Source organism: Clostridium gallinarum (assembly GCF_014836325.1).
GTDB classification, from domain to species: Bacteria; Bacillota; Clostridia; order Clostridiales; family Clostridiaceae; genus Clostridium; species Clostridium gallinarum.
The window spans coordinates 1-20055 of record NZ_JACSQZ010000058.1; the positions used below are offsets into that span (position 1 = coordinate 1).

General features: G+C 26.3%; 20 protein-coding genes. 2 read left to right on the forward strand and 18 right to left on the reverse strand.

What is annotated here, in order from left to right:
• Positions 1 to 329 precede the first annotated feature (329 nt).
• A complete protein-coding gene (locus H9660_RS12995) occupies positions 330 to 1517 on the forward strand; it encodes an ROK family transcriptional regulator (RefSeq protein ID WP_191750813.1) in 1188 nt (395 codons plus the stop codon).
• 71 nt (positions 1518 to 1588) lie between these two features.
• On the opposite strand, the gene H9660_RS13000 is transcribed toward H9660_RS12995, so the two are convergent.
• The 5 genes from H9660_RS13000 to H9660_RS13020 form a co-directional block, all read right to left on the reverse strand.
• Positions 1589 to 2380 (reverse strand): metallophosphoesterase family protein, encoded by a 792-nt coding sequence (locus H9660_RS13000; RefSeq protein WP_191750814.1) that lies wholly within the window; start codon positions 2378 to 2380, stop codon positions 1589 to 1591.
• Positions 2381 to 2382: 2 nt separating this feature from the next.
• Positions 2383 to 3297, reverse strand: coding sequence for an ABC transporter permease (locus tag H9660_RS13005; protein ID WP_207729478.1), 915 nt, complete (start codon positions 3295 to 3297; stop codon positions 2383 to 2385).
• 2 nt (positions 3298 to 3299) lie between these two features.
• Positions 3300 to 4379, reverse strand: a complete 1080-nt coding sequence (locus tag H9660_RS13010) for an ABC transporter permease (protein WP_191750815.1) — start codon at positions 4377 to 4379, stop codon at positions 3300 to 3302.
• A complete protein-coding gene (locus tag H9660_RS13015) occupies positions 4369 to 5877 on the reverse strand; it encodes an ABC transporter ATP-binding protein (protein ID WP_191750816.1) in 1509 nt (502 codons plus the stop codon). The genes H9660_RS13010 and H9660_RS13015 overlap by 11 nt, the downstream gene beginning before the upstream one ends.
• Before the next feature lie 107 nt (positions 5878 to 5984).
• Entirely contained in the window at positions 5985 to 7049 is a 1065-nt protein-coding gene (locus H9660_RS13020; RefSeq protein WP_191750817.1) for a BMP family lipoprotein, read from the reverse strand.
• Between the two features lie 218 nt (positions 7050 to 7267).
• Between H9660_RS13020 and yeiL the strand changes: the two genes are divergently transcribed.
• A complete protein-coding gene (gene yeiL / locus H9660_RS13025; protein WP_191750818.1) occupies positions 7268 to 7927 on the forward strand; it encodes a transcriptional regulator YeiL in 660 nt (219 codons plus the stop codon).
• Positions 7928 to 8110: 183 nt separating this feature from the next.
• On the opposite strand, the gene H9660_RS13030 is transcribed toward yeiL, so the two are convergent.
• From H9660_RS13030 to H9660_RS13090, 13 genes are all read right to left on the reverse strand, one after another.
• Entirely contained in the window at positions 8111 to 8329 is a 219-nt protein-coding gene (locus H9660_RS13030; RefSeq protein ID WP_191750819.1) for a DUF2922 domain-containing protein, read from the reverse strand.
• 60 nt (positions 8330 to 8389) lie between these two features.
• Positions 8390 to 8614 (reverse strand): DUF1659 domain-containing protein, encoded by a 225-nt coding sequence (locus H9660_RS13035; RefSeq protein ID WP_191750820.1) that lies wholly within the window; start codon positions 8612 to 8614, stop codon positions 8390 to 8392.
• Positions 8615 to 8773: 159 nt separating this feature from the next.
• Positions 8774 to 9169, reverse strand: coding sequence for a hypothetical protein (locus H9660_RS13040; protein WP_191750821.1), 396 nt, complete (start codon positions 9167 to 9169; stop codon positions 8774 to 8776).
• A 12-nt stretch (positions 9170 to 9181) separates the two neighbouring features.
• On the reverse strand, positions 9182 to 10036 hold the full coding sequence (locus tag H9660_RS13045) for a hypothetical protein (RefSeq protein ID WP_191750822.1): 855 nt from the start codon (positions 10034 to 10036) through the stop codon (positions 9182 to 9184).
• A complete protein-coding gene (locus tag H9660_RS13050; protein WP_191750823.1) occupies positions 10036 to 13116 on the reverse strand; it encodes a helicase HerA domain-containing protein in 3081 nt (1026 codons plus the stop codon). The genes H9660_RS13045 and H9660_RS13050 overlap by 1 nt, the downstream gene beginning before the upstream one ends.
• Before the next feature lie 141 nt (positions 13117 to 13257).
• A complete protein-coding gene (locus H9660_RS13055) occupies positions 13258 to 13776 on the reverse strand; it encodes a hypothetical protein (protein ID WP_191750824.1) in 519 nt (172 codons plus the stop codon).
• 8 nt (positions 13777 to 13784) lie between these two features.
• The gene (locus H9660_RS13060) at positions 13785 to 16019 is read right to left on the reverse strand and encodes a dynamin family protein (protein WP_191750825.1); all 2235 of its coding nucleotides are present in this window, start codon (positions 16017 to 16019) and stop codon (positions 13785 to 13787) included.
• A 17-nt stretch (positions 16020 to 16036) separates the two neighbouring features.
• Positions 16037 to 16507: a hypothetical protein gene (locus tag H9660_RS13065; RefSeq protein WP_191750826.1), complete on the reverse strand. Its 471-nt coding sequence runs from the start codon at positions 16505 to 16507 to the stop codon at positions 16037 to 16039.
• Between the two features lie 197 nt (positions 16508 to 16704).
• Positions 16705 to 17154 carry a TM2 domain-containing protein gene (locus H9660_RS13070; RefSeq protein ID WP_191750827.1) on the reverse strand — a complete coding sequence of 150 codons (450 nt, stop codon included), beginning with the start codon at positions 17152 to 17154 and terminating at the stop codon, positions 16705 to 16707.
• Between the two features lie 199 nt (positions 17155 to 17353).
• Complete coding sequence (locus tag H9660_RS13075; protein ID WP_191750828.1) at positions 17354 to 18316, reverse strand: helix-turn-helix transcriptional regulator; 963 nt, start codon at positions 18314 to 18316, stop codon at positions 17354 to 17356.
• A 32-nt stretch (positions 18317 to 18348) separates the two neighbouring features.
• Complete coding sequence (locus H9660_RS13080) at positions 18349 to 19059, reverse strand: Fic family protein (protein WP_191750829.1); 711 nt, start codon at positions 19057 to 19059, stop codon at positions 18349 to 18351.
• Between the two features lie 205 nt (positions 19060 to 19264).
• Entirely contained in the window at positions 19265 to 19525 is a 261-nt protein-coding gene (locus tag H9660_RS13085; RefSeq protein WP_191750830.1) for a DUF2442 domain-containing protein, read from the reverse strand.
• Between the two features lie 135 nt (positions 19526 to 19660).
• Positions 19661 to 19852: an amidohydrolase family protein gene (locus H9660_RS13090; protein ID WP_191750831.1), complete on the reverse strand. Its 192-nt coding sequence runs from the start codon at positions 19850 to 19852 to the stop codon at positions 19661 to 19663.
• Positions 19853 to 20055: the final 203 nt, after the last annotated feature.

Here is a 20055-nt window from a genome sequence, read left to right on the forward strand (position 1 = left end):
GCCTTAGAATTGATAATAATTTATTATTTATTGTATTTAAAGTATAAATTACTAAAAATGATTTGTCAATACAAATATTTACTATTTTCCCTACTTTTAAATATGATTCATAATCAATAACTTTTTATTTATATATAACTAAATCTATAATTTATCATATACAATTACATCTTTATTTGCTTATTACATTATTTAAAACTATTTATATATATTTATAAAGTATATCATATGAATAATAATTTATAATAAAACAAATTTTAATTGTTTATAAATTATAATTAATGTTATATAATATTATTATAATTCCTAAATAGTAACAGGAGGCTAATATGAAACTTACGAAAAACCAACAAAAGCTAAGATTTAAAATTTTGGATAAAATCTATTCTAAAGGTCCTATATCTAGAATTGATATTTCAAAAGAAACTGGAATTACACCTGCAACAGTTAGTGAAATTACTGGTAATATGATACAAGAAAATCTTATTCATGAAATTGGAGAGGCTATCCCTGAAGAAACTAAATCAGGAAGAAAAAAAATATTATTAGGTATATCTCCTAACCATAGCTTTTATATAGGTACTGAATTATCACCAAAATATATATCATTTTGTTTGACTGATAACCTAGGAACCATTTTCAAAGAAAAAATTACTCAATTTGACACTTCTGATTTAAATGATGATTTAACAGAAGAATTTTATATAAACGAACTGAATAATTTTATAAAATCTTGTTCAGAATATCATCCAAAAGGAATTGGAGTTGCACTTCCTGGACATTTTGATACAAAAACCAAATCAATTATTACTAATAATCCATTTTGGAAAAATTTCAAAATTAAAACTTTATTAGAGAAAATTGATTTACCTATTTATTTTGAGAATAATGTTAAGTGTATGACATTATCAGAAAGACTATTTAACTTTAATGGTAATGACAGTAATTTTATCTTCTTCCATATAGGTAGGGGAATGTTTTCTTCATACATGTATAATGGTGAGCTATATGCTAAAAATAACTTCCTAGTTGGAGAAATAGGGCATATTGTTATTCATCCAGAAGGACAATTATGTGAGTGTGGGAAAAGAGGTTGTCTTCAAACCTATGTAAGTGAAGCTTGGATTATCAAAAAATCTCAAATACTTTTTGATAACTCTGAAACCACCTACTTAAAAGAGTTAGTTACAGATAAGAATAAAATAACAATAGAAACTGTGTTAAAAGCATACAGTCTAGGAGATTCTGGTGTAATAAATATACTACATTCTGCAATCAAATACCTTTCAATAACTCTAAATAATTTATCTATGATGATTGACTCAAATAAAATTATTATCAATGGAGAATTGTTTAAAGAGCCTTTACTATCAGATTTATTAAAAGAATATTTAAATCAAAATATTAGCTTATTAGCAATAGAAAAAAATATAGATTTAATAGTTAAGAAATATTCTAATTATACAGGTGCTTTAGCAGCCTCTGCTTTTTGTATTTCAGAAATGCTAATTAATTAAAATTATTCCCCTTAGTAAAACCAATATTAATTTTACTAAGGGGAATATATTTTTTATATATTATCTTCTTTTTAAAATCTTACATAAGTTAATAATTTATTTTCATCTGTAACATTTATAACTTCTACATCTATTTTTCCATTTTCATATGTGCAGAGATTACATTTTGAAGCTTCTTCAAATCTTACTCTGCCATCTTCCTCATTATATCCAACAAAAGAAAGACTTCCTGAAGTGAAGTATGGTTTACCCATAAATTCTCCTCTATATGGATGATGAGTATGTCCTGAAAAAATTGATATTATAGAACTATTTTTTATAATTTCTTCAAATTCATTATCATAGCTTGCTTGTGGTAAATTAAATTGTTCTTTTAATAAATGATGATGTAACATTAAAATTATGTTTTTATCATTATCTTTTTTAAGTTCTTCTCTTAACCACTTACATCTACCTGTATCTATAACTCCATTTGGATTATGATATTCAGAGTTATCAAAGCTTATAACCTTAATATCTCCTATATTCATAGTAGCATTATATGGCTTATTTCCTAAATCCTTATTAAACCAACCCTTATAAAATTCTGCCTTATTATCATGATTTCCTAGAGTTATTATATAAGGAATATCTTTAAATATTTCATCTAAATGCCTTTTTAACTCCCTATAATCTTCACTATTTCCGCCCTCTACTAAATCACCTGTAATAATTATAAAATCTAATTTATTATTAACTTTAGACATAAGCTTTTTTATTTGGTCAATAGGATTTGTCATATTATTAAAAATAGAATTATATCCTGATACTTCTTTTTTATATTCTCTTAAAAAATGTATATCTGATATATGTAAAAATATCATTATTACGCCTTTTTAACTTTCTTTTTCTTATTTTTTATACTAAATATAACTAAAGCAACTATTGTAGCTACATATGGTATAGATGCTGTTATTTGTGTTTTTAAAGAAGTATTTTGAAGGACATTTCCAGCTGCTTGAGAGAATCCAAAGAATAAACTTGATAAGAATACTCCAATTGGATTTGATCTACCTAAGTTATTTGCAGCCATAGCAATATATCCACGTCCTGAAGTTATATTTTGAATAAATAAAGTTACAGTTCCCATAGAAAGAAGAACTCCACCTAATCCACATAATATTCCAGATAAGCTGATTGTAAGGAATTGATACTTTTCAACTGGAGTACCTAAGCTTCTTGCAGCTTCCTTATTTATTCCAATAGCTCTTAATCTATACCCTAAAACTGTTTTATATAAGAATATATGCATACCTATTACAATTGCAAAAGCTAAATAATCAATTATTGTTAAACCTGAAAGCATTGTTCCAAGAACAGGGATATCCTTTATAACTGGTATATCTATCTTTGTAAGACTTACTAAGCTTGGATCAGTAAAAACTCCCTTTGTTTTAAATATTACATAAAGCAAATAAGTAGTTACTCCACCCATCATTGTATTAGTAGCCATACCAACAACTACTGGAGAAGCCTTTAATTTAATTATACAAAAACCAACTATAGCAGATACTATCATACCACTTACAGCCCCTGCAATTACTGACCAAAATACACTATGAGTATAATAATTAGCAACAATACTAAAGAATGCACCAGTTAACATTGTACCTTCCATAGCAATATTGAAAATTTTAACTTTTGTACATATTGCCGCTGCAAGAGTTACTAATAAAATAGGTGTCATCATACGAATAGTAGAATTAACTACTACAGCTAAATAATCCATACTTATTTCCATCTTTATTGTGCTCCTTCCTTAGTTGATGCTTCTTTATTTTTCTTATACCACTTAACAACAAATCTCGCTGTTATTAATAGAGTAATAATACCTTGAATTATAGTTGTTACTTCTGATGGAACTCCCATACTACGCTCTATTGTACTTCCCCCTGTTGTAAGTCCAGCTAGGAAAATAGAACTTACTAAAATACCAACTGGATGATTACTTGACATTAAAGAAGCTATAATACCTGTCCATGCATATCCTGGAGAAGTTATCATTGCATCAACATATCTATATCTAGCTCCTAAAACTTCACAAGCTCCACCAAGACCTGCAATAGCACCACTTAACATTAATACATAATACATCATTTTTGTACTATTAACTCCACCATAATTTGCAAAGTTTGGATTTAAACCACCCATTTTAGCCTTATATCCAAAGCTTGTCTTCTTCATAATAAATAAAATTAATAATACAGCTATTAAGGCAATTACAAATCCCCAGTGTAATGAATATCCCTTAAAAATCTTAGGAAGTATTGCATCTGTTAATTTTTGTGTTTGTATAGCTGATGAATCAACTGCTAACGGGTCCTTTACTACATAAGTTGTAAAATATGAAGCTATATAATCAGCAACATAGTTAAGCATAAGAGTTATTATAAGTAAATCTAATTTAAATCTTTCGCTTAAATATGCAGAAAGAATAGAATATAATATACCAACTACCATACCTGTAAGTAATGAAACAATTACTACAAAAACTGCTGGTCCAGGACAATTAGCTGCAATAACTGCTGAAGTAAAAGCTCCTAAAACCATTTGTCCAGCTGCTCCAAGACTTGAATAACCAGATCCCCATGCTAGTGCACCTGCAAGACCTGCAAAAATAATTGGAACTGAACGTGTTAATGTAGTTGTTAAATAATAAGCTGATCCAAAGCCACCTTTAAACATTCCAAGCATAGCTTCTATAGGATTAAATCCAGAAAGTCCAATAATTACTCCCCCTAAAATTAATCCAACAACTATAGCTTGTATAGGATGTTTTAAAGGTTCAAAAAATCTAGCAAATTTATTAATTTTACTTTTCATTTTCCTTACCTCCTACCATTAAAAGACCTAATCTCTTTTCATCAATACTTCCTCTTTTAAATTCTCCTACAATTTCACCTTCATAAATAACATAAATTCTATCACTTAAACTCATTATTTCACTTAATTCAGAAGAAACTAAAAGAACACTATCTCCATTATTTCTTTTTTCAACAAGCTTATCATGAATAAACTCAATAGCACCTATATCTATACCTCTAGTAGGTTCACAGGCAATAAGTAGTGGAGTTTGCATTTCCATTTCTCTTGCTACTATAAGCTTTTGTGCATTACCACCTGATAATTCTTTAATCTTTTGATTTGGAGAATCTGCTTTAACTAAGAATTTCTTTATTAATTCCTTTGCATGATTTGTAACCTTCTTAGTATCTAAAATTCCTCTTTTAGAGAAATCCTTATGATCTTCAAAGCCCATTAATGCATTTTCTGTTAAAGTAGCCTCCTTTGCACTTCCCCAATAATAACGATCTTCTGGAATATGAGCTATACCTGCATCTCTAATTTCCATAACCTTTTTATTTGTAATATCTTCATTGTTAAGAAGAATCTTTCCACCATCTACATGTTCAAGTCCTGTTATACATCTTATAAGTTCAGATTGTCCATTTCCAGATACCCCTGCAATACCAACAATTTCGCCTTTTCTTATATGTAAATCTACATTATTTAAAGTTTTCTTTTCATGCTCTCCATTTAAAGTTAAGGCTTTAACCTCTAATACATTTTCCTTAGTTTCTTTTTCAGGAATTACCCTTGTTAATATTTGTCTTCCTACCATTAAATAAGATAATTCTTCTACATTTGTATCTCTTTTAAACTTTTCTGCAACAACTTCACCAGTTCTCATTACAACTATTCTATCAGCTACTTCCATAACTTCATTAAGCTTATGCGTTATTACAATTATACTTTTACCTAAACTCGCTAATTGCTTCATAGTTTTTAAAAGCTCATCTACTTCAATAGGAGTTAAAACTGCTGAAGGCTCATCAAAAATAATAATATCCGCATTTTGATAAAGAATTTTTAAGATTTCTACACGTTGTTGAAGCCCTACAGGACAATCCTCTATAATAGCCTTTGGATCAACCTTTAACATATACTTCTTAGAAAGCTCTTCTACTACTTCTATATTCTTTTTATAATCAAAGAAAATTCCCTTTCTCATTTCATTTTTATATACTATATTTTCAGCAATAGTCATAGAATCAAAAAGCATAAAGTGCTGTTGAACCATTCCAATCCCTTGAGCCATAGCATCAGATGGATTATGAAAGTCCATTTTCTTGCCATTTATATAAATTTCACCTGAATCTGGTCTTTCAAGGCCATAAAGTATTTTCATTATTGTTGATTTTCCAGCTCCATTTTCACCAACAATAGCTAAAATCTCACCCTTATTAAGCTCTATATTTATACCATTATTAGCTAGAACATTCCCATATCTTTTAACGATATTTTTCATTTCTAAAAGCATACCTAATTTCTCCTTCTTAATTTCCCAAAATACAATTAAAGAAAAACTCCCTTAGGAGTTTTTCCACCTCAATTTTACATTATACATTTTTCATTCTTATCTACTGACTAGTTTTTAGATTCTTCTGGAACTACTATTGTAACTTTTCCAGATTTAATATCTTCTGCAGCAGCTTTTCCAGCTTCTATAACTTCATCAGTTAAAATTTCAGTATTTTTATAGTTCATAGTTTCTGTTGTAATACCAACTACTCCAAAAGCTCCTTCTTTAATTCCAAGAAGTTGTGCTCCACCTTGTAATTCTCCACTTAAGAATTCATCAATAATTGTATTTACACATACTGCTGTATCTTTTATTAATCCACCTATTATATATTTATTATCTTCTGTTGTTTGGTCAATACTTAAACCAGTTGTATATATTGGTGTACCCTTCTTTTCTAATTCAAGTGCTGCTTGATATATACCTGAGTTACCACTTGCTGATACTCCACCAAATATAAAGTTAGCACCTGCTGCCTTTTGTTGAACTGCATATTCATACGCTAAACTTGTATCACTATAAGAGTTTGTAAAATTATACATAAATTTAGCATTTGGATTTAAAGATTTAACACCTTCTTCAAAACCATATCTGTATTTATATGTAGCTTGTGTTTGGAATGAAGATATATATCCATATAAACTTTCATTTGGGAAAGCTTTTGCTATCATAGCTCCAAGTACATAACTTCCTTCAGCTTCCTTAAAGCCTATGCTTGTTACTTTATCATTAGATGCTGTTGTATCAATTACAGCATATTTTGTATTTTCAAATTCATCAGCTGCTTCACTAAATGGATCAGCTGCTTGCCAACCAATACCTATAATTAAATCATATCCTTCATTAGATGCAGCTCTTGTATTTTCTTCCCATGCTGCTGTATCTGTACATTCAATTGATGTCCACTCAAATCCATACTTCTCAGCTGCTGCTCCTACTGCATTATAAGCTTGAAGAATAAATTGCTCTGTTCCTATTGTATCTGATATTAATGCTACTCTTAATTTTGAATAGTCTCCATTAGAAGAATTATTGCCTTCTGTTTTATTAGATGATCCACATCCTGCTAAAACAAAAGCTGACATAAGTAATACTAAGCTAATTGTAATTTTTCTCATAAAATTTTTCATGACTTCATCTCCTATATTTAACTTACAAAATTATTATAGTGACTATTATAATTAAAAAATATGACATATGTCATATTTTTATAAAAAAACTTTATATTTAACATCTTTTTAACTTTAATGTTCGTAATTAATTTTTATCGTAATAAAAGCTATAGTATTTGAAGGTTTATTTCCTTTATGATAAAATATTTATTAAACAGAACTACTTCGGAGGATTTATGAAAAAAATAGAAAATACTTCTCTTTTTAATAGATATGTAAATGAATCCAATATTTTAAATATATTTTCTACAGATATAACTGATAAAATGCAGCTTTTTTACTTTGATAAAGATGATATTATCATAAACGAGGGAGAATGTTCGGACTTTTTATTTTTCTTAGTTGATGGAAAAACTAAAGTTTTATCACATTCTATATCTGGAAAAGTAATGTTCGTTTCACACTTTAACTCATTAGAAGTTTTAGGCGAAACTTGTAGTTTGTGGGGAAAGAATCCAAATGCTTCAGTTCAAGCAATTACACCTTGTTATTGTTTTGCTATATCTTTAAATTTGTATAGAGAAGTTCTTTTAAATGATGTTAAGTTTTTAAGATATATTTGCTTAAATTTAGGTGAAAGATTAAGCTACATGACTAGTAATACTTGCACAACTATGTTTGAATCCTTAGAAAATAGACTTGCTTCATTTATATTGAAAAACTCTAAAAATAATATTTTTAATTATAATTTAACAGAATGTGCTGAACTTTTATCTACTAGCTATAGGCATTTATTAAGAGTTTTAAACACATTTTGCAATAAAAATAAGCTACATAAAAAAGGAAAAGTCTACGAAATTATTGATAAAGATTATTTTGAGAAATTATCTTCATAAAATAAGAGATAAACATTATATTCCTTGTTCCGTCGCATTCGCTCCAAGTCACCGTCATACAATGTTTATCTCTTTACAAACTGAAGGAAGGAAATTATAAAATAGCCCATAGTAAAAATTAATATCTTTACTATGGGCTTATATAAAATTGAATTATGGATTAAAATTCAATATCATTTAAAATTATAGTGCTATTTCAGTTGTATCCTTAACAACTACTTGGGCTGCTTGTTTTTCAACTAAGTCACCGTTTTCTGTTTTAATAAGCTTTCTATTTATAATAGTATCCATTAATGATACTACCTTTAACTCTTCAACATCTTCTTTTACATCCTTAATAGATAAAGTTAACTTTTTACCCCCCGCATCCTTAAAACTCATACTTGCTGTTCTTTGAATCATATTTTCTCCTCCTTTCTAAAATAAATATACACAGTTTAAGCTACCTATAACTAAAAATTATTAACCTCTAGTTACTACATAAGTTTGAACTTTTTTAATAGTAGAAATGTTATATGCTATAACTTCATCTACAGCATCACATAAAACTACTAAATCCTCATCTGTTGCAGTAGTAGATATGTTTTTAAAGCTTTGTCCTTTAAAAATATCATTTCCCTTGGAATCAACCCCTATTTGGTAGCTTACACCTAAAGCATTATTAACTAATATTGAACTTGCTGCCATCTTTATCACCTCCTCATATCATATATACGCAGGTAATAAAGATTTTTAAAAATTTACAAAAAAACTTTTAAAATAATTTTTAAGTTATATTTTTACTCTACTTATTTAAATATAGCAAAAAACAGGTGATTTCTTTTCACCTGTTTTAATCATACAATTCTATTCATAAAACATTACTAAAGCTAAGTTCTTTTTGATTGAAATTCTTAAAAACCTAATTAACTCTGAATAATCTTCTTTTTCTTCTTCTAATTTATCTATTAATAACTGTACTTCATTACTATTTAAATAATTTTTATTTAGTAAATCTCTTATAGTATTCTCTTCATTAAATTTGTCTTTAACTATTGAAATATCAATATCCTCTAAATAATCAAAGCTATCATTACTTAAAAGTTCTTTAATATAGGATTTACATACATTAATACTTTCCAATAATTCCTTATTATTTTCTTGATTTAACAAATGTTTTTTTGCAAGCAATTTATTGTATAGTTTTATTTTTTTATTAAACTCTTCTAATTCACTAAGATTTAATAAATATACCTTTTTCATAACTATTCTCTCCTATATACTACTCTTGACTTTATAATCTATATTTTCAGCTGTCTTATCTAAAACAACTAAGTCAGTTCCTACTTCCTTTAAATGTTTTTCAAAGTCATTTCTCTTTTCCTCACTAATTTCTTTATAGTCAGCTGATACAACTATTACAGATTTATACCCATTTTCAGATTCACTTCCAGCATTATGATGCCCCTCAATTTGCTTTTTCATATGCTCCATTTGACTTGCAATATATTCCTTATTTCCTATTTTACTTTCTATATACAAGTCTTCCCCTTTTTTAACTTCAGTATCTCCTATAGTAAAGTCTTCTTTTGCATCTCTACAAGTAATATCAATATTAGTCTTTCCATCAGAGGTTTCCTTTTGTAATTCCACATCACTTATTTCTTTAAATCTCTCCGCTAAAGATTCTTTAAGAAGAGCTTCAACTAAATATCCCTTAAACCTTTTAATTTGTTGATCTAAACCTTTCTTTAATTTTTCCTTATCTTCTTCAGATGCATTTTCTAAATTTTGAAGTTTATCTTCAATACTATTTAGCATATTATCTAATTTAGGATATTTTTCTCTTAGATCATCTAATTTCTCACTATCTAAATTTTCTAAATTACCTTCAACTGAATCTAAGGTTTGTACAAAACCTTTCAATTTTTCTCCATCATTTTTTTCTATTAAATTAAAACTTTCTATATAAGTCTTAATTTTCTCTAGATTAAATTCAGTTTTTAAAATATCATTTAATTCTTTTAACTTACCTTCATCTTCTTTAAAAATAGGTTTTACAATATTGCTATCTATATTTTCAATATTCCTAAAATTTTCTTTTTCAAAAGACTTATTATTTAACTCCATTAAAATATTCCCTTCCCCTTCATCATAGTCATCCATCCATCTAATATAGATTCTTCTGATAGTTCACCTTCATATGCATTATAAACCAAAATATGTCTTATTAAATCAATACTATATTGATATTCTAAATTAAACATTTGATTAATTTGCATAAATAATTCTCTATCTAACTCCTCAATACTTTCAGATAATGTAATAACTCTCTCAAAAGATTTTCCATTTACTACTTCATATAATAATTCCGATATTTTAATTTCATTATTATCCTTAAACACTTCCGGTGTTTCACCATGAACTACATTATTAACTGTTTCAATTAGTTCTTTTTGTATATCCTTTTTAGCTATATTTTCTTTTATATAAGATATTAGCTGTTCACCATCTCTTAAAGATAAAGTTCTTTTTTCTCCACTTGTTTTACTTAATAATAATTCTATTAACTTTTTCTTATTACTTATTGAATTTTCATATCCATCTACATTAGGTTCAAAGTTTACTTTTCCATCAAATTTATCAATTTTACATAAGACAGGTTCTAACCAGTTATTTTGGAAAATAACTCCTACCCCTTTTCTTAATCTAGAAACTTCAAATATTTGTTCATCTGTCATAAGAGCAGATTTACCAACAAGTCTTCTATCACTCTCATCTGGTAATCTTAATACAATTTTAGTATTTGTATTTCTAATTGCAGATTCATCTAAACTCATAGGAGCTTGATCTACTATTACAAATCCTTCTCCAAAAGCTCTCATTTCAGCTATACCATTTGATATCATTTCTACAGATTTTTGTTCTATATTACTTCCTTCTGAACTTCCTTGAGTTGCTTTCTTTAAAAGATTATGAGCTTCCTCAATAACTGTTAAATGCTTTAGTTCACTTGTAAAATCACTATTATTTAATCTTTCTTCATAAAGCTTTAAAAATACAACTCCCATTATAAGAGATTTAGTTTCTAATGATCCTATTCTACTTAAATCTAAGATAACATTAGAATTAAATAATTCACTACTATCAAGTTCATTTCCTTTAAAAATATTTCCTACAAGCCCTATTGTTAAACTCTTTACTCTTGTCACAAGAGAACCTATATAATTACTTTTTAATTCATCTGAATATGCAGACTTAGCAATCAACTCCGGTAATACTTCTAAAAGAGTATTAAATGTTGGATATTCATTTCTAGGATTAACCGAATACTCTAAATTCCATCCTACTTTTTCATAGGATATTTCTACTGCTTCCTTTAATATTGCTGGCATTGCAGCATATAATGGCCAACAAGCACTAAATATTTCTATTAATCTATCTATATGTTCAAGCACATGTATATTAGCCGGAAAACTAAATGGATTTATCTTTAAAATTTCTGAAATTAGAGGATTAGTTCCATAAACTTTAAAAGAATCTGCTTCTCCAAAAAACTCCTTATATTCTCCTTTTGCAGGTTCAATTATTAATACTTTAACGCCTTTGTTTATAACTTCGCTTATTAATTTACATGTTGCATTAGTTTTCCCAGATCCTGTTGAACCTGTAATAAAAGTATGCATAGTTAAATCATTTAAATCTATTTCAACTCTTCTACTTTCTGGAGCTCCCATGTGAAATATATTACCTAAATTAATTTTTTTACCTTTAGTCTCTTCATAAGTACAAATATTTCTTGCAAATGGTGTAAACATCATTGATGGTATTCCCGGAACTGATTTATATGGAAATCCTGTACCAAATGCTAATTCTCTACAACTTATTACAGTACTTGGAGTTATTTCAACTCCACTATTATCTATAATAACTGGATGCTCCATTCTTTTTAAGTAATTTAATATTTCCATATAATTATCATTTTCTTTATTCCAAATATTAATAAAATTATTTTCTAATCCTGAGGCTTCTCCTTTAACTATTCCCGTATAGGTCGAAGCTGCTCTTAATGCAATATCTTCTGACATACATAAAAAATATGCTCCAAACCTAGCCATTCCTATATCCTCTGAAGAAGATATTCTTTTTAACATATTATCTACTCTCTCTAATAAAGCCATAATATTTCTATTTTCACTTTTAAAAGAATATGTTCTTCCTTCTCCAACAGTTTTAGTTTGACCTTCAGTTGAATTTTCACTAGTTCCTCTTTGTTTTCCTAATGAATTTGATGTACTTTCAGTTATAGTTTTTCCCTTAGAAACTGAATGACTATAATTAGTTGATACATTAGTTGATACTCCAAGTTTTAATCCCCCTAATTTAAAACTTGTACTAGCACCTACACTTACACTTCCCCCAACTGTGTTAGTTTTAGTTATGCTATCACTAGTTCCACTAGTTTTTGTAACTGTATCTGTTACACTTTCAGTAATACCTTTAGATAAACTTTTACTTAAAGAATCACTTTCATTTTCATTAAAAGAAAAATCAGTTTCTTTAAAAGGAGATAACAAAGTATAAACATCTTCTAAACTATTTCTAATAGATTTTATTGTATCTGTATCTAAAAACTTAGAAATAAATAAAGCAGTATACTTTTCTCCTAACATTGAATCTATAAATTTTTCTATTCCCTGTATATTAATCTCAAGATTTTCTTTTTTTTCTCTTGGAACTACAACAGCAGATGATATACTATTAAATTCTTTATAATTAAATATTTTACTATCTATTATATTTTTAATATCATCTTGAAAAACATTCTCTATTTCAATACCTGGGAAATTTCCTTTTAATCCATTTAATAATGTGTCTTTTCCTAATGCTGTATCTCTATTACTTCTTATAATATAATAAATTTCTATATTTTCTCCATCACTATTAATCATATATCCATATGTGCAACCAAGATTATATAAAGCTGTTAATACTGATGTTAACTTCTCTACATCCTTTTCTTTTTCTGAATATACAAATTTCTTTAATTTTAATATTCTTAATCCATTAAATATATTATTATCTTCATCTTCTATTTTCTTTATAGGTAACTTACTTACATTCTGAAGATAATTCTTATATAAGTACCTTTCGCTAAGCATTAGTGCTTCAATTAAATCATCTTTACTTCTTACGTCTTCATTACTCATTTTTACTCACACCATCTCTTATATCTATCTGTAATTTACCCGTATTTTTACTTTTATAAAATTTCTTATTAGCCTCCTTCTTCTCTTTAAAAATAACTTTATCAAACTCCAAAACATAATCACATATATCATTTTCTAAGTTTAGTTCTCCAGTAAAAGACTTTTGAATATTATTATTAGAATAATTATTATTGCTACTATCATAGCTCCTACTATTACTTGAAATACTAAGCTGCTTTTGTTTTTTTTTGTTTGCATCTGATTCTGACTGTTCTTTTTTTTTTTATTTTCGCCTACTTTTATATATACAATATTGTTATTAGATGGTTGTACATTTCTTTTGTTACTTAAGTTTTTCATTTCTAAATAATTAGCAACCTCTAAAGCATGTAAGTATCTTTCTTTAGAAAAATTAAAGGTAAGTTCTGTATTTAAGTCTATTAAATATTCACTGGTGTATCTTTCTTTATTCTTGTTTAGTTCCTCATTATCATGTCTATCAAAAACACCTTCAACTTTACTAAATTTATTAACGCAACTTCTTATTGTATCTATATCAGATGCATTCCATAGTAAGCAATTATTTAAAAATGCTCTTATTTCCTCAATATCCTTTGATATTAATAATTTATCTATATCATTTCTTTCTACTTTCATCATTTTCCCTCTTAAATTAATAATATTTTTTCTAATTTTTCATTTATATCTTCTATTGTATTAAGCTTATTATTATCTTCTGTTATAGCTACCTCTATCTCAGCTTTATTATTAATAATTTCTTTTAAATTATTAAGCTTATTTTCAATACTATGATTTAATTCATCTAAATTTAAAATTAATGTTTCTTTTGCTTTTTCTTTATGCTTTTCAATTGAGTCTGTCATAGATTTTATAACCAAATTAAGGTCTTTAAAAATACCGAAAGTAAAATTAACTATTTCTTTTTTATCTATAACCTTAATATTTACAGTTCTAGTTACATCTATATAACTAGGTTGCCAAAACTTTAATTTTCCAAAAAAACCTTGTTTCTTAGGATTAGGTATAGATTCAATATACTCCTTCTTTTTATTTATAGCACTTTCCTTTATAAACCCCTTATAATCTGGAATTGAACACTTAACATATTCACTTAACATATTGCTTTCACAATTTAATATATTTATAAAGCCCTGTAACTTATTTTTATATTCTTGTATTATTTTTTCACCAACTTCATAAATACCATATTTAATAAATCTATCAAATTCACTTTGTAAATCTATAGTAATATCCTCATATTTTTTCATAAATTCTTTCATATATCTTTCAGCTTCTGTTTTTTTTATATATTCTCCTCCATCTATGCTTTCAGTACTAATACTTTCTGCATCTTTTTGTAATTTACTAAAATTAGTATGCACCCTTTTTACTACCTGCCTAAAAGTATCAGGAAATTTTATATTATTAATATCATTTTTAAATTCTTCTCTAACATCATTTTCATTCAAAAAATTATTGATTTTAATAATATTAGCTTCTAACTCCTTCATTTCTTCTTTTTTCATTTCCATTTGATTTCTTACAATTTTTAAAATGTTTTTTTCTTTAATAATTTTAGAACAATTCTCTATACAATTTCTTACCAAGCTTATATCCTTATATTTATTAACTAACTCTTTTATAGTTAATTCTAATCCTAACATTCCTGATGTTACTAAAACTTTCTTATTTCCCTTAGCCTCTCCTGCTATTTTCTCTAATTTACTTCTTACCTTTGGAGACAAATCACTTTCTAAATAAAAATTATATGTACCTCTTGCAGCTTTTCTTGTTATTAAATATAGGTCATCTTCCTCATCCTCTGATAACTCAACACCATTATCATCTAATCTACTTAATAAAGCATTTTGAGCTGCAATAAAATGAATATTAGGATTTTTAATTCCATATTCTCTTAACTTTCTTTTTACATCTTCTTTTATTTTAACTATACTATCATCTTTTTTGAAATCATCAGATTTATTAATAGCAAAAATAAATCTCTCCTCATCTACTTTTCCATCACGCTTAGTTTCATCAGCAATTACTTCAATTAAATAAGCTTCATCATCAGTAAGTAATTTTGATCCATCTAAAACAAAAAGTATTATTGGTTTATCACCTGACTTTATGTACTCCATAGTTGTTTTTTTATGACTTCCATTTAATGAATTATTAGGTCCTGGTGTATCAATTAATTGTAGATTTTTTATATTATCTAAAGCTTTTATATTTCCTTCAATTTCTATTTCCTTAATCCCCTCTTTATCATTTAAAAGCTTCATATCTTCAACATTAATAATTTTATTTTTCTCAATTCCATCTACTGATTTTAATTTAAAATCAGTTAAAGGTTTATGATTAATTGTTACTATCTTTGAAGTACATGCCCCACTTTTGGATGGCATAATTTTTTGTGCTACCATTGAGTTTATTAAAGTTGACTTTCCTGAGCTCATAGTTGCTATAACAGCTACTTTTACAGGATTATTCAATTCTTTATAAATTCCATCAATTAATTGTTCGTCTCTCAATTCTGGAACATTTGAATTTATCATAGCTAAAGCTAACTCTTCTATTTCCTTCCTCTTATCTAAAACATCTACTATTCTCTCTACTACAATCTTAATTTCAGTATTATGTTTTTCATTATATCTACTAACCAATTCCCAAATCTCTTCACAATCATATTTTGTTCCATAGAATTCTATTGTTAAATCTCTAGTGTTCAATTCATCTATTAAATCAGTTAAAAACTCTTCTCTTAATTCATATGCATATAAATCTTTATATTTTAAAAGTTTACTTTCATTATAAACTTTTCCTTCTATTTTAATTAAATTTTCTCTTTTATATGGATTACATTTTAACTTTATTCTCATATTCTATTTTACCTTTCTTATCTCTTTACTCTATTTAATTGCTTCTTTCTTTTAGGCATCTTACATATTATTGCAGTTCCTAATACAACTCCACCTAGTATTAAAATCTTTTTTATAATATCTTTATTTTTTAAATCATTACTTTCATTAGTTGTATAAATCACTTTCTCATCCTTAAAAAAATCTTTCTTTTCAGCTCTTTTTCCATTCAGCTGCCTAGAAACTTTATACGCTAATATGCATCTTTCTTTTGAAAAGTTCAAAGTTAAACTAGTATTTAAATCTATTAAGTCACTTTCTGTGTATTCATTTATGTCTTTCTCTTCTATTTTTTCATCATTTTCATCAAATACATTGTAAACTTCACATATATTAACCATTTCATAAAACATTTCTTCATTTGAAGTATTCCATAATATTTCATTATTTAATATAGCCCTTGCTTCATTAATATCATTTTTTTCTAATATTGCTTTTAATTCTTCCATTTTTATCTCCTTATAATTTAAACATTTTTTCAACATATTTATTACTATAATTATAACAAAATCAAATGTTTTTTATTGTCGAAATAAGTCTTGTAATAAAAATAGATAAACTTGCTAAAAACAAATTTATCTATTTCTATTTTAAAACTTATTTATTGCTATATTAAATTTCACACTAAAAATAATCCAAGATATTACTAAATCAATTTATTTCCATCTACAGTGTTTAAATTTCCTAAAATTATTTGAATTAAATCTACAAAAGCCCATATAGTAGATACAAAGGCTATAGGTGTAAATATTAATAATCCCCCAATAAATATTCCAAGTTGTATAAACCCTATTTCTTTATATCCTAGATAAAATCTATGAACCCCTAATCCACCTAAAAATAAAGCTAAAATAATTGCTAAAATCTTATTATTTCCAGAAGAAGAGTTACTTACATTTTTTATTTGATTAGCCAAGTTATTTATTCCTCCCTTTAACCTTACTCCACAATTTAAACATATTTCAGCGGATTTATTTTTCACTTGTACTCCACAGTCATGACAATAATTATCCCCCTGCCCTTTGTTAGTGCCACACTTAACACATACAGCTGCATTGTCATTATTAAAAGATTCTCCACATTGTTTACAGTACATTTTTACTCCTCCATATCATTAAAAATATTGAAAATTATTTACTATTTTAAATCTTTAGCTCTTATACATTAATAATACTGTTTATATAAGGACATATAATGTACATGTAAATAAAAAAATAATAAAAAAAGTATTAACTACCATAGTAAGTTCTAGTTAACTTGCTATAATAGTTTAATACTTAAAAACTTAGTAAAATCTATTTATACAGTTCATACATCTTCTTTATTGTTTCCTTTATATCATTTCTATAAGATTCAGGTCTTACTACTTCTAAATATTCCTTTTGTGAAAGTATCCAACGCTTTACCCCTTCCCCATATACTTCTGCTTTTATTAATACTATCTTTTTTCCATTATCATAAAATTCTTCTATAACTTTAGCTGTAGGTAACCTATCTAATACTGCTTCTAATGAGTCCCCCCAGAATTTAAACTGAATACTTATTAATTCTCCAGTATACATAAATTGTATTCTCTTACTAAATTCCCCTTCTTTTAATTTATCCTCATAAGGTATAAACTTAGTTTCAGTTATTTTATACTCTTCAAATCTATCTACTCTAAAGACAATAGAATGATTACTTTCCTTACCTACTATTTCCCCTATAACATAAAAATAATATTCATTAAATACAAGTCCTAAAGGTCTAATATTATATTCTCTTACACTGTTATCCTGTCTTCTATATTTTACTTTAACTTCTCTATGCATTCTTATGCTATAATTAACATCCCAAATAAAATCGATAATATTCCTATTATGTTTAGGTGGAGTATAATTAAACCTATCATTTGAAATCATTTTTTCAATCTTATTTTTATCTTCACTTAAAGCCTTTAATATCTCTAAAATTCTATCCATTTCCATCTTAGTGAAAGCTCTTGACTCTAATAATATTTTAGATAATACATATATATCTCTATCAGCAAAATTATAACCTATTTTTTTACTTATTCTATAAGACCTTAATTTTCTATCATATATTACATTATTATCAGATTCTTCAAAGTAATTTCTTAAATCATCAATATCCCTTTGAATACTCTTAGGATCAACATTAAATCTTCTAGCTTCCTTTGATTTTATAATACTTTCACCTTTATTAAGTCTTTCATAAATACTTAATATACGTCTTACTTTTTCACTCTTAAACTCCATTTTATTACTTAGTCCTCATTAACCTATCTATTCTAAAACATATTTTCATTTTCTTTAATAAAATTCTTTTGTTTTTCTATATAATCAACTAATGGTTTTATATTATCTGAAGAAGAGTTTTCTAAAGCTTTTTTATACTCATCTGCAGATTCACCATTCATATATTTTAAATCTAATCTATTATCTAGTAACTGCTTTAAGTATATAAATCTACCTATTCTACCATTTCCATCTTGAAAAGGATGAATGCATTCAAATTCAAAATGAAATTTTGCTATATCATGAATTGTAACTTTATTAAGATTATAAAAATCTTCTATAATTTTATTTAATTTATCTTCTACTTCCCATGGATTTGCTGTATCAAATTTAGCACCTAGTATTCTATTTTGATACTTTTTAAACACTCCAGCTAACCCCATATCATATAATCTAGTTCTATACATTAAACTAGCATGCCATTCCTTTATCATTTCTAAAGTAAGTTTTTCATCTATTTTATCTAATACCATATCAAAGGTATAAAATGAATTGACAGTTTCTTGTACATCATCTAACGTATGAGTTCCCATTACTATATTTTTTTCAAATAAAAGTTGTAGTGCTTCCGTTGTAAATGTACTTCCTTCTATTTTATTTGAATTATATATAAAATCATATTTTAAAATTTCATTTAACGAATTGTGAATTCCCTTTGTTTCTTTTAATATCTTTAAAAATCTATTATAATGTCCCTTCTCCATTTTAATCCTTAAACCTCATTAATAAATTAATTATATATTCTATATTAAATTCCATTCTAATTCTTATATTAATTCCTATATTTATTATAACCCATTTATTTTTTTTATAAAATAAAAAAAGAGATAAACATTATATTCCTGCTCCGCCGAATGCGCTTCAAGTCACAATCATACAATGTTTATCTCTTTTCAACCTTAAGCCCTTTTAAATTTTATCCTCAGTATTCTCACCTATATCCCATAATTCAAATTCACTAATATCAATATCATCATTCCAACTCAATCCATACCCACCTGCATCTATTTGTGCTTGTTGAAATAGTAGCTTGTTTTTTAAATCACTATAAAAATCTTCATCTAATTTCTTTTTAAAATCAATTTTTTTAGTAACTCCATTATCAAATAAAACAAGTATATTAAAAGTATCTGGAAAAATTTTAATCTTTACTATTCTATTACTATACACTTTATTCAAGTCCCTTAATTTTTATATTATAATAATATTATATACCACATTTATTTACTTATAAACATTTATTATAAAATCATTAATATATATTTTTTAAGATATAAAAACATATATATTTTATTTTTACTTATTTTAGTATATACTTCCTCTAACTATTGTCTCAATTAAATTAAAAACATCATCAATAACTAATAAATCAGCATCCTTATTAACTGCTATGCTTCCTTTTTTCTCAAAGATATTTACATATTTAGCTGGATTTATACTTACCATCTTCATTATATCAAAGATATCTACCTTAGAATTTTTAATAACATTTTTCACTGAATCATTAAAAAATGCTATAAAGTTTAACTTCTTCCTAAATTATGAAGATATTAAAATACTAAATACTTATGTCTTTAAATCCTCTAAACGAAGAATATTATCTTTATCTGTTTCTATTAACCCCAACCTAATAATTTCTTTTCTAAATCATCATAATCATAGTCACGACCTTTAAAGTTATGGAATCTTAAACTTTTACT

Coding starts and splice junctions, on each gene's coding strand:
- H9660_RS12995 (WP_191750813.1), top strand. CDS start 330: ATGAAACTTACGAAAAACCAACAAAAGCTAAGATTTAAAATTTTGGAT.
- H9660_RS13000 (WP_191750814.1), bottom strand. CDS start 2,380: ATGATATTTTTACATATATCAGATATACATTTTTTAAGAGAATATAAA.
- H9660_RS13005 (WP_207729478.1), bottom strand. CDS start 3,297: ATGGAAATAAGTATGGATTATTTAGCTGTAGTAGTTAATTCTACTATT.
- H9660_RS13010 (WP_191750815.1), bottom strand. CDS start 4,379: ATGAAAAGTAAAATTAATAAATTTGCTAGATTTTTTGAACCTTTAAAA.
- H9660_RS13015 (WP_191750816.1), bottom strand. CDS start 5,877: ATGCTTTTAGAAATGAAAAATATCGTTAAAAGATATGGGAATGTTCTA.
- H9660_RS13020 (WP_191750817.1), bottom strand. CDS start 7,049: ATGAAAAATTTTATGAGAAAAATTACAATTAGCTTAGTATTACTTATG.
- yeiL (WP_191750818.1), top strand. CDS start 7,268: ATGAAAAAAATAGAAAATACTTCTCTTTTTAATAGATATGTAAATGAA.
- H9660_RS13030 (WP_191750819.1), bottom strand. CDS start 8,329: ATGATTCAAAGAACAGCAAGTATGAGTTTTAAGGATGCGGGGGGTAAA.
- H9660_RS13035 (WP_191750820.1), bottom strand. CDS start 8,614: ATGGCAGCAAGTTCAATATTAGTTAATAATGCTTTAGGTGTAAGCTAC.
- H9660_RS13040 (WP_191750821.1), bottom strand. CDS start 9,169: ATGAAAAAGGTATATTTATTAAATCTTAGTGAATTAGAAGAGTTTAAT.
- H9660_RS13045 (WP_191750822.1), bottom strand. CDS start 10,036: ATGGAGTTAAATAATAAGTCTTTTGAAAAAGAAAATTTTAGGAATATT.
- H9660_RS13050 (WP_191750823.1), bottom strand. CDS start 13,116: ATGAGTAATGAAGACGTAAGAAGTAAAGATGATTTAATTGAAGCACTA.
- H9660_RS13055 (WP_191750824.1), bottom strand. CDS start 13,776: ATGATGAAAGTAGAAAGAAATGATATAGATAAATTATTAATATCAAAG.
- H9660_RS13060 (WP_191750825.1), bottom strand. CDS start 16,019: ATGAGAATAAAGTTAAAATGTAATCCATATAAAAGAGAAAATTTAATT.
- H9660_RS13065 (WP_191750826.1), bottom strand. CDS start 16,507: ATGGAAGAATTAAAAGCAATATTAGAAAAAAATGATATTAATGAAGCA.
- H9660_RS13070 (WP_191750827.1), bottom strand. CDS start 17,154: ATGTACTGTAAACAATGTGGAGAATCTTTTAATAATGACAATGCAGCT.
- H9660_RS13075 (WP_191750828.1), bottom strand. CDS start 18,316: ATGGAGTTTAAGAGTGAAAAAGTAAGACGTATATTAAGTATTTATGAA.
- H9660_RS13080 (WP_191750829.1), bottom strand. CDS start 19,059: ATGGAGAAGGGACATTATAATAGATTTTTAAAGATATTAAAAGAAACA.